This window comes from Janthinobacterium sp. FW305-129, assembly GCF_020858115.1.
GTDB lineage: Bacteria > Pseudomonadota > Gammaproteobacteria > Burkholderiales > Burkholderiaceae_D > Janthinobacterium.
On sequence record NZ_JACYMM010000001.1, the window covers coordinates 103,766 to 117,803 of the forward strand.

Genomic DNA, 14,038 nt, shown 5'->3' on the forward strand with positions numbered 1-14,038 from the left:
AATAAATATCGAATTATTTGCTGGCGGCTGTAACCAATCCGTCCAGCGCGGCGAATTGACAGGCAAGCACGTTTCTTCATTCACGTTTCTTCATTCACTATAACGGGTAGTCATCATGTACATCAAGCACCGCCTTGCCGCCAGCCTCGTTCCGCTCTGCCTGTGGGCCGCGACGGCACCTGCGTACGCGCAACTGGCGGCCGGCCAGCGCTGCGAAGTCAACAGCGGTGCGCGGACGGCGGCGCTGGTGGAACTGTACAGCAGCGAAGGCTGCTCCAGCTGTCCGCCCGCCGACCGGCGCCTGAACGCCTTGCGCAAGGAGGCGGGGGCGGCCAGCCTGATCGTGCCGCTGGCCCTGCACGTCACGTACTGGGACCAGATCGGCTGGACGGACCCGCTGGCGCAGCCGCAATTCGACGCGCGCCAGGCCGAACTGCTGCGCCACCAGCCGCGCCATGTGGCCTACACGCCGCAGTTTTTCGTGGGCGGCACGGAATTGCGCGGCTGGGATACGCAGCTGGCGGCCGCCATCGGCCGCATCAACGCGACCGCTGCGCCCGTCGCCATCGGCCTGTCCGCCACGCCGGGGCCGGGTGGGAAATTATTGCTGGAAGCCAATGCCAGCGCGCCGGACGCGCGCACGGGCGGCCAGCTGTATGTGGCCATCAGCGAAAGCGCCATCGTCTCGACCGTGCTGCGCGGCGAAAACCGGGGCGCCACCCTGCGGCACGATGCGGCCGTGCGTTTGTGGCTGGGGCCGGTTGCGTTGGCGCAAGGCCACGCCCGGCTGCGCCGCGAAGTGCACTTGCCCGCCAGCTGGCGCCCGGAAAACCTGCAAGTCGTCGCTTTCGTGCAGCGGGCCGACAGCAACGCCATCCTGCAAGCCGTCAGCACGGCATCGTGCGCGAAGGGAGCACTGTGATGAACGGGCAAATGAACGTGATCCACCCTGCCTGGCTGCGCCTGACGCACTGGCTCAACGCCGTGGCCGTGGTGGTGCTGGCCACCAGCGGCTGGCGCATCTACAACGCGGCGCCATTCTTCCCGTTCGAACTGCCGCGCGCGCTGACCCTGGGCGGCTGGCTGGGCGGCGCCCTGCAATGGCATTTCGCCGCCATGTGGCTGCTGGTGGGCAATGGCTTGCTGTATCTGGTGATTAACATCGTCTCGGGACGGCTGCGGCGCCAGTTCTTTCCCCTGTCGCCGCGAGCGCTGCTGGCCGATTTCATCGCCGCGCTGCAGGGCAAGCTGGCCCATGCGGATCCGCGCCGCTACAACATGGTGCAGCGGGCCGCCTACCTGTTCGTCATGTTTGATTGCATCGTGCTGGTGCTGTCCGGCCTGGTGCTGTGGAAATCCGTGCAGTTTCCCATCTTGCGCGAGCTGCTGGGCGGCTACGAGAGCGCGCGCAGGGTCCACTTCATCGCCATGGCGCTGCTGACGGGCTTTGTCGGCGTGCACCTGCTGATGGTGGCGCTGGTGCCGCGTACCCTGGTCGCCATGCTGCGCGGCCGCTAAGGAGATGAGCATGAAAAAAACCATCCTCGTGCAAGCGCAGGGCCAGGCCATGCTGGCCGACGCCTTGCGCCAGATCAAACAGCCGTCGCGCCGCCTGTTTTTGCAGCGCAGCCTGACCCTGGGCGGCCTGTCCTTGCTGACGGGTTGCAACGCCAGCGACCCATCCAGCATCGAGACGGCCTTGACGGCCGTGTCGCGCTTCAACGACCGGGTGCAGGGCTGGCTGTTCGATCCGAATAAACTGGCGCCCACGTATCCGGACTCCATGATTACGCGGCCGTTTCCCTTCAACGCGTATTACGGCGAGGATGAGGTGGAACAGGTCGATGGCGACGCCTGGCGCCTGGAACTGAGCGGCTTGATCGCCGACAAGAAGCCGTGGACCCTGCCGCAGCTGCGCGCCCTGCCGCAAGAAACGCAGGTGACGCGCCACATCTGCGTGGAAGGCTGGAGCGCCATCGGCAAGTGGGGCGGCGTGCCGTTTTCCCATTTCCTGAAGCGGGTCGGCGCCGACACGACGGCCAGATACGTCGGCTTCAAATGTGCCGACGATTATTTCACGAGCATCGACATGGCCACGGCCCTGCATCCGCAAACCATCATGGCTTTGACCTACGACGGCCAGGAATTGCCGCCGAAATACGGCTACCCGATGAAATTGCGCATGCCGACCAAGCTGGGCTACAAGAACCCCAAGCACATCCAGGCCATTTTCGTCACGAATACCTACCCGGGAGGGTATTGGGAGAATCAGGGCTACAACTGGTTCGGCGGCTCCTAGGAAGGCCGGGGAGCCGGCCAGGGCGGCGTTGCATTGCCTTGTCGTACTAGTCGTACTGCCTGCGGCAATGCGCCTGGCCCTGACCACCTCCCGGCCTCCCTTCTATTCGGCAGCAAGCAGCACCCTGTAGCACAGCAATAGTTTTACCACCGGGCAATCTCGCCCATCCAACACTGAGACAAGGACATATCATGAAAAACACCATTACCGCCATCATCGCTTCCGCCATCCTCCTGTCGGGCGCCGCGTTTGCCCAGGATGCCATGAAGAAAGACGCCATGGCCAAGGACGCCTCGGCCGACGCCATGCACAAGGATGCGATGGGCAAGGACGGCATGCACAAGCCGATGGCCAAGAAACACATGAAAAAGGATCACATGGCCAAGGATGGCATGGCGAAAGATGCGATGGCGAAGGACGGCATGAAGAAGGATGAGATGAAAAAGGATGGCATGGCCAAGGATGCGATGGGCAAGTAGTGCAGGGGCCTGGCGCCGTCAATGCGATGGCGCCAGGCCGCGCGCGTTTTCCAGCGTTCACCCATGCTGGCTCAGGATGCGAAGTTGCTAATTGGTGTAAGCTGGATGCCTCCTGATTTCCCGCATGCACAGTCATGACCGAACCGTCCGTTGCCACGTTGTCCCCCGAAGCACCTTCCTCCGATAAATCGATCCGCCGCCGCTCGCTGTTTGCCGCCTGCAGCGCGCATGCCGTGCATGACGGCTTGACGGATGTGATCTATGTGCTGCTGCCCATCTGGCAGGCGCAGTTTGCCATCAGCTATGCCATGGTGGGCCTCTTGCGCGGCTCGTATTCGGGCATGATGGCCGGTTTCCAGCTGCTGGCCAGCCGGCTGGCGAAGCGCTGGGGGCGCGAACGCATGCTGGTGGGCGGCACGGCGCTGGCCGGCGCCGCCTACCTGGTCGCGGGGCAGGCGGGCGGCCTGGCCGTGCTGCTGATCGCCTTGCTGCTGGGCGGCCTGGGCGCCAGCACGCAGCATCCGCTGGCCTCGTCCATCGTCACCGACACGCACGAGGCGGGCGGCGGCGTGAAGGAGGCCTTGTCGCAATACAATTTCGCCGGCGATATCGGCAAGACCCTGATTCCCGCCCTGATGGGCTTGCTGCTGCTCGTGTGCAGCTGGCAGACCGGCGTTTCCCTGCTGGGATTGCTTGGCCTGGCGGCCGCCGGCTTGCTGTGGTGGCTGCTGCCGAAACCCGGCGAACTGCAGGCGGGGACGAAAAAGGCGGGCAAGACCATCGCCGGCAGCGGTTCGAAAGGGAGTTTTCGCGCGCTGCTGGCCACGGGCACCCTGGACAGCGCCGTGCGCATGGGATTTCTCACCTTCTTGCCATTCTTGCTGAAAAGCAAGGGCGCGGGCACGGCCGGCATCGGCGTGGCCTTATCGCTGCTGTTCGTGGGCGGCGCCTTCGGCAAGTTGCTGTGCGGCTACCTCGGCGCGCGCATCGGCATGATGAAAACCGTGTGGCTGACGGAATCGATGACTTCGCTGCTCATCGTCGCGGCCCTGTGGCTACCGCTGGCCGGCGTCATGGCCATGCTGCCCCTGCTGGGGCTGGCGCTGAACGGCACCTCGTCCGTGCTGTACGGCGTGGTGCCGGAACTGGCCGAACCGGGCAAGCGCGAGCATGCGTTCGCCCTGTTCTACACGGGCACCATCGGCGGCGGGGCGCTGGCGCCCGTGCTGTTCGGCGCGCTGGGCGACCATACCAGCGTGCCCACGGCCCTGACGGTGCTGGCGGCGGTACTGCTGCTGACCTTGCCGCTGGCGTGGAAAGTGCAGCGGGGCCTGGCGCACGGTGGCGCCGTATGACGGGACGCTTCGCATGAGTCTGCCATTGCCGCGCGATAAACACGATACGCGGAACGCGCAAGCCCTGACGGCCTTGCGCTGGGAAGAACTGCGTCCCGCCATGCCGCAGATCCTCGAGTGGGTGCAGGACGCAAACTGGCCCGTGGCGGCCATCCTCCTGCCTTTTCTGGCCGGCATCGGTCCGCGCCTGGCTCCCCATATCAGAACGGTGCTGGCCAGCGACGATGAACAGTGGAAGTACATTGTTCTGCTGGGCATCGTGCGCCATTCCTCCGGACTGGCTGCCGCCGTGGACGGGGAATTGCAGCGCTTCGCCCTGGCGCCAACGGCTGCCGAGCTGGAAGAAGGCGTGGCCGAGGCGGCCCGGGACATTCTGCAATGCCAGATAATCACGGTGGCCGGCCAATAATCAGGGTCATTATTGGAGTACATCAGTATTGAATGTGCGTGCGTGTGGCCATTCCTGCAATAGATAGGCGACAATCCGGCCCGAATATATGTCGGCATCCGGGTTTTGAAACCCTCTTATCATTTAACAGGAAGATTACATGGGCAATTTTAGTATCCCGCAAACCAATAAAGCACTCGCCGTGTATTTTCATGGCAAGACGGTGCCTATGCTGTTTGCGGTGTTTGCAGCGATCCTGGCGGCAGTGGCAGGTTTTGTCTTGTACCTGAGCACGACCTTGCCCCAGAAGACACTGACTGATACGCAGGCCATGACCTTGCGCAGTGGCGCCAAGCTGGGTACGCACAGTAATTTGACTATTCTTTATGGCACGGCGGCTTTTCTATTGCTGCTCGCCGTGCTGGTGCTGGTCATGCGCGCGGTGATGCTCAAGCGGCGAAAAAGCCGTTTTGAATTGCATGAAGACGGTGTGGTGCATGAATTGGACGGTATTCGCAGCTACGCTGCCTTTGCCGATATCGAGGATCTGTATCTGTTTGCCGGCGGCTCCACCGCTATGACGGGCATGATCAATAACCTTGCCTACCGCACGGGCGCCGACCAGCCATGGATATGGGCTACCGGGGAACTCAAGCGCTTTGACGAATTCATGGACGCGTTTCGTTCCCGTTATCTGCAATACCGCATGCCCGTCTTGAAGCAAAAGCTGGCGGACGGCGAACGCGTGACTTTCCGCTATATCAGCAGTGGCGACGTGTACAAGAAGCGCTTGTTCGGCAATTTCCTGAATGTCAAGACACAGGAACTGGCCTTGTCGGCGCAGGGCTTGCATGTGGACGGCGTCACCTGGCCTGGCGCCAGCCTGAAGTGCATGAATCAGAATGACTGGACCGAGAAACTGACGATCAAGGATGCGGCGGGCACCACGGTGTTTTCGTGCATCGGCACGGGTATCCTGAGTTTCGACCTGTTTGCCAATATGCTGGACGACGAGATGAATCAGGCCTGGTAACATTCCGGCGCAAATATGCCTCCCGATACGGGGAGGCTGGCGACCGCGCTATCCCGGCCGGCGGCCAAATGCAGATAAAAAATGAAAACACATTTACTGTCGAATGACGAATACCAAAAAACGTTTCATGCGCCTATGCTGAAGGTGACTGAAAATGTCAGGGAAGTCGTCGATCTTTGGGCATATGCCGATCTGCTCATCGGGAATGATTTTGGCGACGCCGCGGATTGGGATTGGCAGGTCGCCCATATTTATGAATCGTCAGATGGAAAGTTTCAACATATCGGCATTCCCGTTCCCCGCGATGATACTTATCTGACGGTTATCGTCGATATCCACGGCAGAAAAATCCTGGGGCATGTATTTCTGGATCTGCGCGCCAAGCCGTCAAGTAGCAGTGACGAATAACAGGGGACGATGCGGGCATGACCGTGTCGTCGCTCTGTCCGCCTGAAAAGAACCTGGCGCGGCGCGCCTATGCCCTTGCGCAATACGCCGCGCTTGATGGGGATCAAAGGGCCGCCATCGTGCGCTTTCTGGCGTTCGTGGCGCAGCTGGACGACGGTATGCATGCCTATGCCGCCCATGAAAGCCTGGCAACTTACTGGCAAGCGGATACGGCATGACTTGCCCGCCAGCACTCTCATCGTCTACACTCGCCGCATGAAAAATTTTGCAAAGCGGCGCGACCGCTACGATTTGTTCCGGGCGTTCGAGAATCCCCTCGTCAACATCAACTTCATGCTCGACGTGCCGGATTTCCGGCCCTGGTGCAAGGCGCAGCAGATGCCCGTGTTCCACTTCTTCCTGTTTTGCCTCCTGAACACGGTCAAGGACATCGACAATTTCATGTACCGCATCTACCGGGATGAGGTGATCCGGATAGACAACTTTCCCGCATCCTACACCGTCATCAACGGCGACGACAATCTCAATTACACGCGTTTTAGCATGACAGACCAGCTCGATGTATTCATCGCGCGCAGCCTGGAGGCCAAGCGCCTTGCCGAAGCCAGCCCCGCGCTGATCAACACGGGCGAGGAATTGAGCGAGCGCGAACGGCGCGACAACATCTACATCACCTGCCTGCCGTGGCTGGACATGCGGGCCATCGAACACCCGATCTGCCGCCACCGCGATGCCGACATTCCGACATTTACCTGGGGCAAGTTCGGTCCCGCGCAGGACGACGGCCGCATGCTGGTGCCGTTTTCCGCGCAGGCCCACCACGGCTTCGTCGACGGCTACCACGTGCAGAAGCTGGCGCAGGCGCTGGCGCGGCGCATCGACGCCATCATTACAGCCTAGCGTTGCGGCCTGTCCTTCGATGCGTTCAGGCTGTGTTCGGCGGCTTGGCATCGATAGTGGCGAACGTGACATAGGGACCGGAAGCCGGCAGGCTGGCGATCGCGCCATTGTCTTTCCTGACGGCGAACCAACGGCACTTTTCCATGGCCCGCGTGATGCCGACATAGGCGAGTCGGCGCGCTTCCGCTCGCTGCGCATCGTCATAGCTGCCCAGGCCTGCTTTTTGGTACAAGAAATTTTTCGATGGCGTGGAACCCGTGTAATGGCAATCGCCGAGCAGTACGATGGATTGTGCTTCCAATCCCTTGGCGCCATGGAAGGTCATGAACTTGACTGCCTTGCCCCAATCGCGGCGTGATACCCTTTTGAGCTTTTCGAGATGTCTTTTCTCGCGTGATAATACGAGCATGGGGCGTTCCTCGCAGGCTTCGGTGCGCGCAACTTCCATACCGATATATAGCCGGATTGCCTCAAGTGGCAGCTCGCCTTTCACGCCATGAATCTGTACCGGAAGGTTGGCATCGGCCCATTTTCCCTCGGCCACGCAGGTTTTCGGTTCCATGCCAGGCACGCCGACCAGCACCGACTCGGCGCAGCGGATCAGATAGTCGCTGCTGCGGAAATTCTCCTTCAAGATGACTTTGCCATGCTTGGCCGCAGGGAAGTGCTGTTTGAACTGGACGAAGAAGTCCGGCGAACTGCCACGCCAGCCATATATGGATTGCCAGTCGTCACCGACGCAGGTGAGGGAGCCCGCCATGTCACGCCTGACTAGTTCTCGTTGGCAACCTCTAATCCATTTGACGATCTGTGGTGATACATCTTGGAACTCATCCACCATCAGATGCCGCATGGTGCCGAGCACGTGCAGTGGCACCGCAGCAAAATTTTCTGGATGATCTTCGGAGTAGTGCGCAAAGAGCTGATTGAATGTGCAGATGCCGCGCTCCTTCAGCACGGCTTCGAAATAGGGCCAGAAACGCGCCGTGGCCTGCATGAACACGGCATCGCCGCCAAGCTTGTTTTGCGGGCTGGCGATGGCGCTGGAGAGCGTAGCAGCTACCGGCAAGCCCAGATTTTCCACAAACTGCGCCATGCCATGAAAACATTTGGTGATCGGCTTTTTCTTGAAATCACCTGGTGCGATCATCTTGAACGTGAGTTTGTCGGCGCGCTTTTCCGCATGGGCGGCCAGCCAGCCCAGCTGGATTCTCAGCTCCTGTAATTGCTCAAGCGTATCAATCCAAAGCAAGGGCTTGTCGCTGATACCCGCCAGCACCTTGCGTTTGGTGTAGATCGCGGTGGCCGACGGAATGCTGTTGGAGCTTGCCTTGGCATAAAATTCGGCCCCGCCCAGAATAATGTGGGCGCCGATTTGCGGCACGTAGCCATTCACCCAGAAGGGTTTGTTCGCCTGCGGCGACACGTCGATGGCGGCGAGACCGGCATCGATACCGTCCAGCGGCCAGATGCCGGGGGCGATGTCGTGGCGCCAGGCGTGTTCAAGGGCGGCTGTCATCCTCTGATCGATATCGTTGATCCACTTGATGTTGCTGTGCGTCTTGGCATCGGTCGCTTGGCGAGCCTGGGTCAGGCTGAGTTTGTAAAGCTGGATCGCCATAGCGTAAAAAACTTGATCTTGATTGAAGGCCCGCTCGTAGGCGATGTCGAGCAAGTCGTCCAGCGTTGGCGTGTCGTCCGGCTCCTCGCTCAGCATAGCCGGGAAGGCATCCTCATTGTCGCTCTCGTCTTGCAGGTCGTCCGATTCTGTCAGCTCCAGCATGTTTTCAACGTCGAGTGCGTCGACTTCGCCCTTTTTCTCCCGATCCAGCAACTCAAGCACTTTGGGGCGTACAGGCATGCTTTCGCGTGCCATCGTCAGCACCATGGAATGAAAGGTGCGCACCATGCGCTTTGCCTCCTGTTCCGATAATTGGACGTGCCATTTTGACAAGCTCGCCTGTAGCTTTTCGATGAAATCGAAGCGAGACGCCTTGGTGAAGGTGAACACGGAGAGCTGGTTGCGGTCTATGCCCAGGTAAAGGTTGAGCGCGATCACGCGCAAGACCAGCGATGTGGATTTGCCCGAGCCAGCACCGGCAATGACGTAGGTGGCGGGGTCATCAGCCAGGATCATCTTCCACTGGTCTGCTGTGGGTGGATGGGGGAAGCGCGCAGTCACCGCCGTCTTGAATTCACCGCTGATACACGGTGTAAATCCGAGGGGCATGCCACTCACCAGCCAGTTCTTGCGCGCCTCCTCGGCCTGGCGTTGGCATTCCGCCTGGCGTTCTTTCTCTGCCGCCAGCGTTGCCGCTTGCACGTCAGCTTCATGCGCTCGTCCTGCTTCAAAGCCATCCTGATAAGCCACGGCCTTGCCTTCGGCCAAAGCTGTGCCATGCGCGCGTTCAATGCTTCTCTGCTCCTGTGTTAATAAGGTGCTGTGATGCCCGATAGTCATCAGGCCCAGGAATTCCAGTATTTCATTGAGTATGTTCATGCTGGGCGCTGGTGGAAATATGCCGGGAGCATAGGATAAAAGCCCACGAATATTACTTTTCGGAAATATATGTGTCTATTTTCATGATTTGTTGATGCAGCAATGGAAGCTTTCTTGCTTACCATGTTGCTTAGTCCCTCTCCGGGACAGCGAGTTCAGCTCAGCTATGCAGAAATTTTCTGCGTGCGGTCGTGGCCTTCATGCCGTCCAGCCCAGGTAGTCGCTGGGCGCCCGGCCCAGCACGCGGCGGAAGGCGGCCGTGAAGGCGCTGGGGCTGGCATAGCCGAGATCGAGCGCGACCCGGGTGACGGCTTGCCCGTCGGCCAGCCGCGTGATGGCGGCCAGCAGGCATGCTTGCTGGCGCCATTGGGCAAAGGCCAGCCCCGTCTGGGCGCGGAACTGCCGCGTAAAGGTGCGCCGGCTCATGCCTGCCTGCGCGGCCATCGCGTCCAGGCCGCTGTCCAGGCTAGGTTGCCGCAACAATTCCATGCACAGCCGCGCCAGCCTGGCGTTCTGGGGCAGGGGCGCGCTCAGGGGCAGGGGGGCCATGGCGGCGATCTCGTCGAGCAGCAAGGCCATCAATCGTCCGGCGCGCGATTGTTCCACATACAAGGCCTCCACCGTCACCGCTTCGGCCAGCAACTGGCGCAGCAGCGGCGTGACATCGAGCACCTGGCAATCCGGTGGCAAGCCCATCCTGGCGATGGCGTCCGGGGCGATAAACACGTTGTGCATGGTCACGGCGCCATGCATGCGCATGCCGTGGACGAGTCCGGCCGGCACCCAGCAAGCCCGTTGCGGCGGCACCAGCCAGTTGCCTTGCGGCGTATGCACACTGATGACGCCGCGCGCCGCATAGGCGAATTGCCCGCGCGCATGGCTGTGGCTGGGGAACTGTTCGCCTGGGGCATAGTCGCGCGCGGTGGCGATCAGTGTTCGCGGCACTTCCGTATAAAAATCATCCATGGCCCATACTCTACAGTATTTGACCTGCTATCGAAGGCGGGCCGTCCTGTTTCCCCTTACGATCCACTCTTTTTCAGGAGTGAACATGCACAATAGCTATCATCGCGTGGGCCATGGTCCCCACGCCGTCATCGTCCTGCACGGCTGGTTTGGCGACGCGCACGCGTTCGCTCCGATGGAAGCGGCCCTCGACGGCGGCGCCTTCAGCTACGTTTTCATGGACAATCGCGGCTATGGCGGCATGCGCGGCGCGGCGGGCGAGTATTCAATGGATGAAGTCGCCTGCGACGCGCTGGCCTTGGCCGATGCGCTCGGCTTTGCCACCTTCAGCGTGGTCGGTCACTCCATGGGCGGCATGGCGCTGGAACGGCTGGCCTTGCTGGCGCCCTTGCGCTTGCGCAAACTGGTGGCCGTGGCGCCCGTGCCTAGTTGCGGCGTGGCCATGGATGCGCCGGCGCGCGCGCTGTTTCTCGACGCCAGCGGCAACCAGCAGGCGCGGCGCGCCATCATCGACCGCAGCACGGGCGGGCGCTTGCCGGCCGCCTGGCTGGACTGGAAGGCGCAATATTCGTGGGAAAGTTCGGATCCGGCCGCGTTCGCCGCCTATTTTCTCGCGTGGAGCGGGACGGATTTCAGCGGCGAAGTGATCGGCGCGGCGCCGAACCTGCCCTTGCTGGCGCTGGTGGGCGAACACGATCCCCGTTTTGATGCGGACTTGATGCGCCGCACGTATCTGGCGTGGTACCCGCAAGCCCGGCTGGAAGTGCTGGGCAATGCGGGACACTATCCGATGAATGAAACGCCGCTGGCCCTGGCGGCCAGCATCGAGGCGTTCCTGGCGGAAAACGACTAGTTACGCCGTCTTGGCGCGCAGGCGCAGCAGGCTCAGGCCCAGCAGCACGAAGGCGCCGCCGCAGATACGGTTGAACAGCCTGGCGCGGCCCGGCGTGGCCAGCTGGGTTTTCAGCAGGCGCGCCAGGTTGGCGTAGAACAAGTGGGCCAGCATGGCGCAGGCGACAAACGAGGTCGTCAGCACGGTGAACTGGATGGCCACCGGTTCGCCCGGCGTGATGAATTGCGGGAACAGGGCCGAAAAGAACAGGATGGCCTTGGGATTGGTCAGCGCCACCGTCAAGCCCTGGCGGAAGAGTTTCCAGAAAGAATTTGGATTCGCAGCCCCTTGCACCACGGGGGCTTCCGCCACGATGCTGGCCTTGCTGCGCCATTGCTTGATGCCCAGGAACACCAGATACAGGGCGCCAGCCAGTTTCAGCAGCATGAAGGCCGTGGCCGAGGTTGCCAGCACGACACCCATGCCGGCCATGGCCACGCCGGAAATGATGAACAAGCCAAAGCCATTGCCCATGCTGCTGATCATCGCGCGGCGCGGGCCGACGGCGATGGCATTCGAGATGGCCAGCAAGACGGCCGGGCCGGGAGAAAACGTGACGAGCAGGGCGACGCTGCAGAAAAGCAGCCAGTTCGAGAGGTGCATGGGTGTTCCTGGGTGGGGCCGAAGCCGGATTGGGGAGTCAAAACACCTGTATTGTACGAAGTTTTCGGCTCCCGCGTCAGCGGCCCCGGCCTGTATCAGGCCCGGCGTCAGGCAAGCAGGCTGGCGACCACATGGTTGATGGCGGCGCCGCCGGCGATCAGCCAGCAGAACAGCAGGCCGGCCAGCAGCAGGGGCTTGATGCCGGCGCGGCGGATGGCCGACATATGCGTCGTCAAGCCCAGGGCCGCCATGGCCATGGCCAGGAGGGCCGTGTCGATGTCGGTGATGGCGGCCACTACCGGGGCCGACAGCCAACCCAGCGAATTGAAGGCCACCACGGCAATAAAAATGAAGGCGAACCAGGGAATCGCCAGTTTGGCCGCCTTGTCGTGGCCGCCGTTACCACCTTGGGCCTTGCCGCGCGCCAGCACGGCCGACAGGATGACGAGGAACGGGGCCAGCATCATCACGCGCACCATCTTGGCGATCACGGCCGCATTCGCCGCCTCTTGTCCGATCGACTTGCCGGCCGCCACCACTTGCGCCACCTCATGCACGGTCGAGCCGATGTACACGCCAAACGCCGTGGGCGTGGCGCCCAGCACCTGCCAGCCCAGGTTCAGCTGGTACAGCGCGGGGTACAAAAAGATGGCAATGGTGCCGAACACCACGACGGTGGAGACGGCCACGGTGACATCTTCGCTGCGCCCCTTGACGACGGGTTCCGTCGCCATCACGGCCGCCGCGCCGCAAATCGAACTGCCCGCGCCGATCAGAATAGCGCTGTTGCGTTCCAGCTTGAACACCTTGGTGCCGAGAAACATGGCCAGGCCGAACGTGGACGCCAGCACCAGCGCATCGATGGCGATGCCGGCCAGGCCCACTTGCCCGATATCCTGGAAGGTCAAACGGAAGCCGTAGAGGATGATGCCCAGGCGCAATAATGTCTGCTTGGAAAAGGCCACGCCCGCGCCGCAGGTGGGCGCCAGGCTGCCATACACGCTGTTGCCCAGCACGATGCCCAGCATGATGGCCAGGGTCAGGGCGCTCATGCCGTGGCTTTGCATCCATTCCAGCTTGCCCAGCGCAATGGCGCCCCAGGCGATCACGCCGCTCAGCAGCAGGCCCGGCAGGAGGCGGCCATAGCGGTCGCTGAAACTTGTTGTGTTGCTTGTAGAGAGGGAAGACATGCCGTACTCCATGGTTCTTGGTTCGTATGGCATGACTGTACAGTTCGTCGATTAAATGGTAAAACGGATTGTTTTTGTATGTTTAACCTATTAAGTGAGTATATGAGATGGCGCTAACGTTACGGCAACTGCAGATTTTCCTGGCCGTGGCGGACACGGGCAGTACCAGCGCGGCTGGCGAGCAGATTGCGTTGTCGCAATCGGCCACCAGCGCCGCCCTGAACGAGCTGGAAACCTTGTTGGGCGCGCAACTGTTCGACCGGGTCGGCAAGCGATTGTTGCTCAACGACAATGGCCGCCTGCTGCTGCCGCAGGCGCGGCAGATGCGCGACGGGGCCGCCAGCATCGAGCGCCAGTTTGCGGGCGCCGACCCGTCCGTGCCCGTCAGCCTGCAAATCGGCGCCAGCACGACGATCGGCATTTATTTATTGCCGCAGATCCTGGCCCAGGCGGCGCAGCAGTACGGGCGCAGCATTCCGCAGGTGACGATTGCCAACACGGCCGACATCGCTGCCGCCGTGGCGGAGTTCCGTGTCGATATCGGCCTGATCGAAGGGCCGTGCCATGAGCCGGGCTTGCTGGTCGAGCCGTGGCTGACGGACCAGATGCTGATCGTGGCCGCGCCCACGCACCCGCTGGCGCAAGTGCGGCATCTGCTCAGCTTTCCGGAGCTGAACCAGGCGGGCTGGCTGCTGCGCGAGGCGGGTTCGGGCACGCGCGAAGCCGTGGAGCAAGCCTTGGTGCCGTATCTGCACTATCTGCGCGCCGCGGGCGAGTTCAGCAACTCGGAAGCGATCAAGTATGGCGCGGCGGCCGGCCTCGGCATCGCCTGCCTGTCGCGGGTGGTGGTGGCCGATCTGCTGGCCAGCGGGCAACTGGTAGAGCTGGACACCATGCTGCCGCCCCTGGAGCGCAATTTTTACCTGATCCGCCAATCGAAGAAAATCCTCTCGCCCCGCTTGACGGGATTTTTGGAGCTGTGCCGCCACGCCTCGCGCATGGCTTGACGTTTTTTCATATATGGA

General features: G+C 61.8%; 16 protein-coding genes. 12 read left to right on the forward strand and 4 right to left on the reverse strand.

The features are described 5' to 3' along the window. Positions 1 to 115 precede the first annotated feature (115 nt). From IGS61_RS00420 to IGS61_RS00465, 10 genes are all read left to right on the forward strand, one after another. Positions 116 to 922: a DUF1223 domain-containing protein gene (locus IGS61_RS00420; protein WP_230537522.1), complete on the forward strand. Its 807-nt coding sequence runs from the start codon at positions 116 to 118 to the stop codon at positions 920 to 922. Beyond that, positions 922 to 1,518 carry a cytochrome b/b6 domain-containing protein gene (locus IGS61_RS00425; protein WP_230537523.1) on the forward strand — a complete coding sequence of 199 codons (597 nt, stop codon included), beginning with the start codon at positions 922 to 924 and terminating at the stop codon, positions 1,516 to 1,518. The genes IGS61_RS00420 and IGS61_RS00425 overlap by 1 nt, the downstream gene beginning before the upstream one ends. A gap of 4 nt (positions 1,519 to 1,522) precedes the next feature. Then, on the forward strand, positions 1,523 to 2,299 hold the full coding sequence (locus IGS61_RS00430) for a molybdopterin-dependent oxidoreductase (protein ID WP_442908011.1): 777 nt from the start codon (positions 1,523 to 1,525) through the stop codon (positions 2,297 to 2,299). Positions 2,300 to 2,490: 191 nt separating this feature from the next. After that, positions 2,491 to 2,778, forward strand: coding sequence for a pentapeptide MXKDX repeat protein (locus IGS61_RS00435; RefSeq protein ID WP_230537525.1), 288 nt, complete (start codon positions 2,491 to 2,493; stop codon positions 2,776 to 2,778). Between the two features lie 134 nt (positions 2,779 to 2,912). Beyond that, positions 2,913 to 4,133, forward strand: a complete 1,221-nt coding sequence (locus IGS61_RS00440; RefSeq protein ID WP_230537526.1) for an MFS transporter — start codon at positions 2,913 to 2,915, stop codon at positions 4,131 to 4,133. Positions 4,134 to 4,146: 13 nt separating this feature from the next. Further along, positions 4,147 to 4,542: a DUF5071 domain-containing protein gene (locus IGS61_RS00445; protein ID WP_230537527.1), complete on the forward strand. Its 396-nt coding sequence runs from the start codon at positions 4,147 to 4,149 to the stop codon at positions 4,540 to 4,542. 139 nt (positions 4,543 to 4,681) lie between these two features. Then, positions 4,682 to 5,554: a hypothetical protein gene (locus IGS61_RS00450; RefSeq protein WP_230537528.1), complete on the forward strand. Its 873-nt coding sequence runs from the start codon at positions 4,682 to 4,684 to the stop codon at positions 5,552 to 5,554. A gap of 81 nt (positions 5,555 to 5,635) precedes the next feature. After that, complete coding sequence (locus tag IGS61_RS00455) at positions 5,636 to 5,962, forward strand: hypothetical protein (RefSeq protein ID WP_230537529.1); 327 nt, start codon at positions 5,636 to 5,638, stop codon at positions 5,960 to 5,962. 17 nt (positions 5,963 to 5,979) lie between these two features. Continuing rightward, positions 5,980 to 6,180: a DUF6714 family protein gene (locus IGS61_RS00460; RefSeq protein ID WP_230537530.1), complete on the forward strand. Its 201-nt coding sequence runs from the start codon at positions 5,980 to 5,982 to the stop codon at positions 6,178 to 6,180. A gap of 37 nt (positions 6,181 to 6,217) precedes the next feature. After that, positions 6,218 to 6,862: a CatA-like O-acetyltransferase gene (locus IGS61_RS00465; protein WP_230537531.1), complete on the forward strand. Its 645-nt coding sequence runs from the start codon at positions 6,218 to 6,220 to the stop codon at positions 6,860 to 6,862. Positions 6,863 to 6,887: 25 nt separating this feature from the next. On the opposite strand, the gene IGS61_RS00470 is transcribed toward IGS61_RS00465, so the two are convergent. Together IGS61_RS00470 and IGS61_RS00475 are read right to left on the reverse strand one after the other, a co-directional pair. After that, complete coding sequence (locus IGS61_RS00470) at positions 6,888 to 9,362, reverse strand: UvrD-helicase domain-containing protein (RefSeq protein WP_230537532.1); 2,475 nt, start codon at positions 9,360 to 9,362, stop codon at positions 6,888 to 6,890. 198 nt (positions 9,363 to 9,560) lie between these two features. Then, a complete protein-coding gene (locus tag IGS61_RS00475) occupies positions 9,561 to 10,328 on the reverse strand; it encodes an AraC family transcriptional regulator (protein WP_230537533.1) in 768 nt (255 codons plus the stop codon). A gap of 85 nt (positions 10,329 to 10,413) precedes the next feature. Here IGS61_RS00475 and IGS61_RS00480 point away from each other — a divergent pair, with 85 nt between their 5' ends. Next, the gene (locus IGS61_RS00480; protein ID WP_230537534.1) at positions 10,414 to 11,181 is read left to right on the forward strand and encodes an alpha/beta fold hydrolase; all 768 of its coding nucleotides are present in this window, start codon (positions 10,414 to 10,416) and stop codon (positions 11,179 to 11,181) included. Here the strand turns inward: IGS61_RS00480 and IGS61_RS00485 are convergent, their stop codons facing one another. Together IGS61_RS00485 and IGS61_RS00490 are read right to left on the reverse strand one after the other, a co-directional pair. Further along, positions 11,182 to 11,823 (reverse strand): LysE family translocator, encoded by a 642-nt coding sequence (locus tag IGS61_RS00485; RefSeq protein WP_230537535.1) that lies wholly within the window; start codon positions 11,821 to 11,823, stop codon positions 11,182 to 11,184. 107 nt (positions 11,824 to 11,930) lie between these two features. Beyond that, positions 11,931 to 13,013, reverse strand: a complete 1,083-nt coding sequence (locus IGS61_RS00490) for a YeiH family protein (protein WP_230537536.1) — start codon at positions 13,011 to 13,013, stop codon at positions 11,931 to 11,933. Between the two features lie 107 nt (positions 13,014 to 13,120). On the opposite strand from IGS61_RS00490, the gene IGS61_RS00495 reads away from it, so the two are divergent. Next, positions 13,121 to 14,020 (forward strand): LysR family transcriptional regulator, encoded by a 900-nt coding sequence (locus IGS61_RS00495; RefSeq protein WP_230537537.1) that lies wholly within the window; start codon positions 13,121 to 13,123, stop codon positions 14,018 to 14,020. Positions 14,021 to 14,038 lie beyond the last annotated feature (18 nt).

What these genes read in the sequence shown, in the direction of transcription:
- IGS61_RS00420 (WP_230537522.1), top strand. Translation starts at nt 116, where the DNA reads ATGTACATCAAGCACCGCCTTGCCGCCAGCCTCGTTCCGCTCTGCCTG.
- IGS61_RS00425 (WP_230537523.1), top strand. Translation starts at nt 922, where the DNA reads ATGAACGGGCAAATGAACGTGATCCACCCTGCCTGGCTGCGCCTGACG.
- IGS61_RS00430 (WP_442908011.1), top strand. Translation starts at nt 1,523, where the DNA reads ATGAGCATGAAAAAAACCATCCTCGTGCAAGCGCAGGGCCAGGCCATG.
- IGS61_RS00435 (WP_230537525.1), top strand. Translation starts at nt 2,491, where the DNA reads ATGAAAAACACCATTACCGCCATCATCGCTTCCGCCATCCTCCTGTCG.
- IGS61_RS00440 (WP_230537526.1), top strand. Translation starts at nt 2,913, where the DNA reads ATGACCGAACCGTCCGTTGCCACGTTGTCCCCCGAAGCACCTTCCTCC.
- IGS61_RS00445 (WP_230537527.1), top strand. Translation starts at nt 4,147, where the DNA reads ATGAGTCTGCCATTGCCGCGCGATAAACACGATACGCGGAACGCGCAA.
- IGS61_RS00450 (WP_230537528.1), top strand. Translation starts at nt 4,682, where the DNA reads ATGGGCAATTTTAGTATCCCGCAAACCAATAAAGCACTCGCCGTGTAT.
- IGS61_RS00455 (WP_230537529.1), top strand. Translation starts at nt 5,636, where the DNA reads ATGAAAACACATTTACTGTCGAATGACGAATACCAAAAAACGTTTCAT.
- IGS61_RS00460 (WP_230537530.1), top strand. Translation starts at nt 5,980, where the DNA reads ATGACCGTGTCGTCGCTCTGTCCGCCTGAAAAGAACCTGGCGCGGCGC.
- IGS61_RS00465 (WP_230537531.1), top strand. Translation starts at nt 6,218, where the DNA reads ATGAAAAATTTTGCAAAGCGGCGCGACCGCTACGATTTGTTCCGGGCG.
- IGS61_RS00470 (WP_230537532.1), bottom strand. Translation starts at nt 9,362, where the DNA reads ATGAACATACTCAATGAAATACTGGAATTCCTGGGCCTGATGACTATC.
- IGS61_RS00475 (WP_230537533.1), bottom strand. Translation starts at nt 10,328, where the DNA reads ATGGATGATTTTTATACGGAAGTGCCGCGAACACTGATCGCCACCGCG.
- IGS61_RS00480 (WP_230537534.1), top strand. Translation starts at nt 10,414, where the DNA reads ATGCACAATAGCTATCATCGCGTGGGCCATGGTCCCCACGCCGTCATC.
- IGS61_RS00485 (WP_230537535.1), bottom strand. Translation starts at nt 11,823, where the DNA reads ATGCACCTCTCGAACTGGCTGCTTTTCTGCAGCGTCGCCCTGCTCGTC.
- IGS61_RS00490 (WP_230537536.1), bottom strand. Translation starts at nt 13,013, where the DNA reads ATGTCTTCCCTCTCTACAAGCAACACAACAAGTTTCAGCGACCGCTAT.
- IGS61_RS00495 (WP_230537537.1), top strand. Translation starts at nt 13,121, where the DNA reads ATGGCGCTAACGTTACGGCAACTGCAGATTTTCCTGGCCGTGGCGGAC.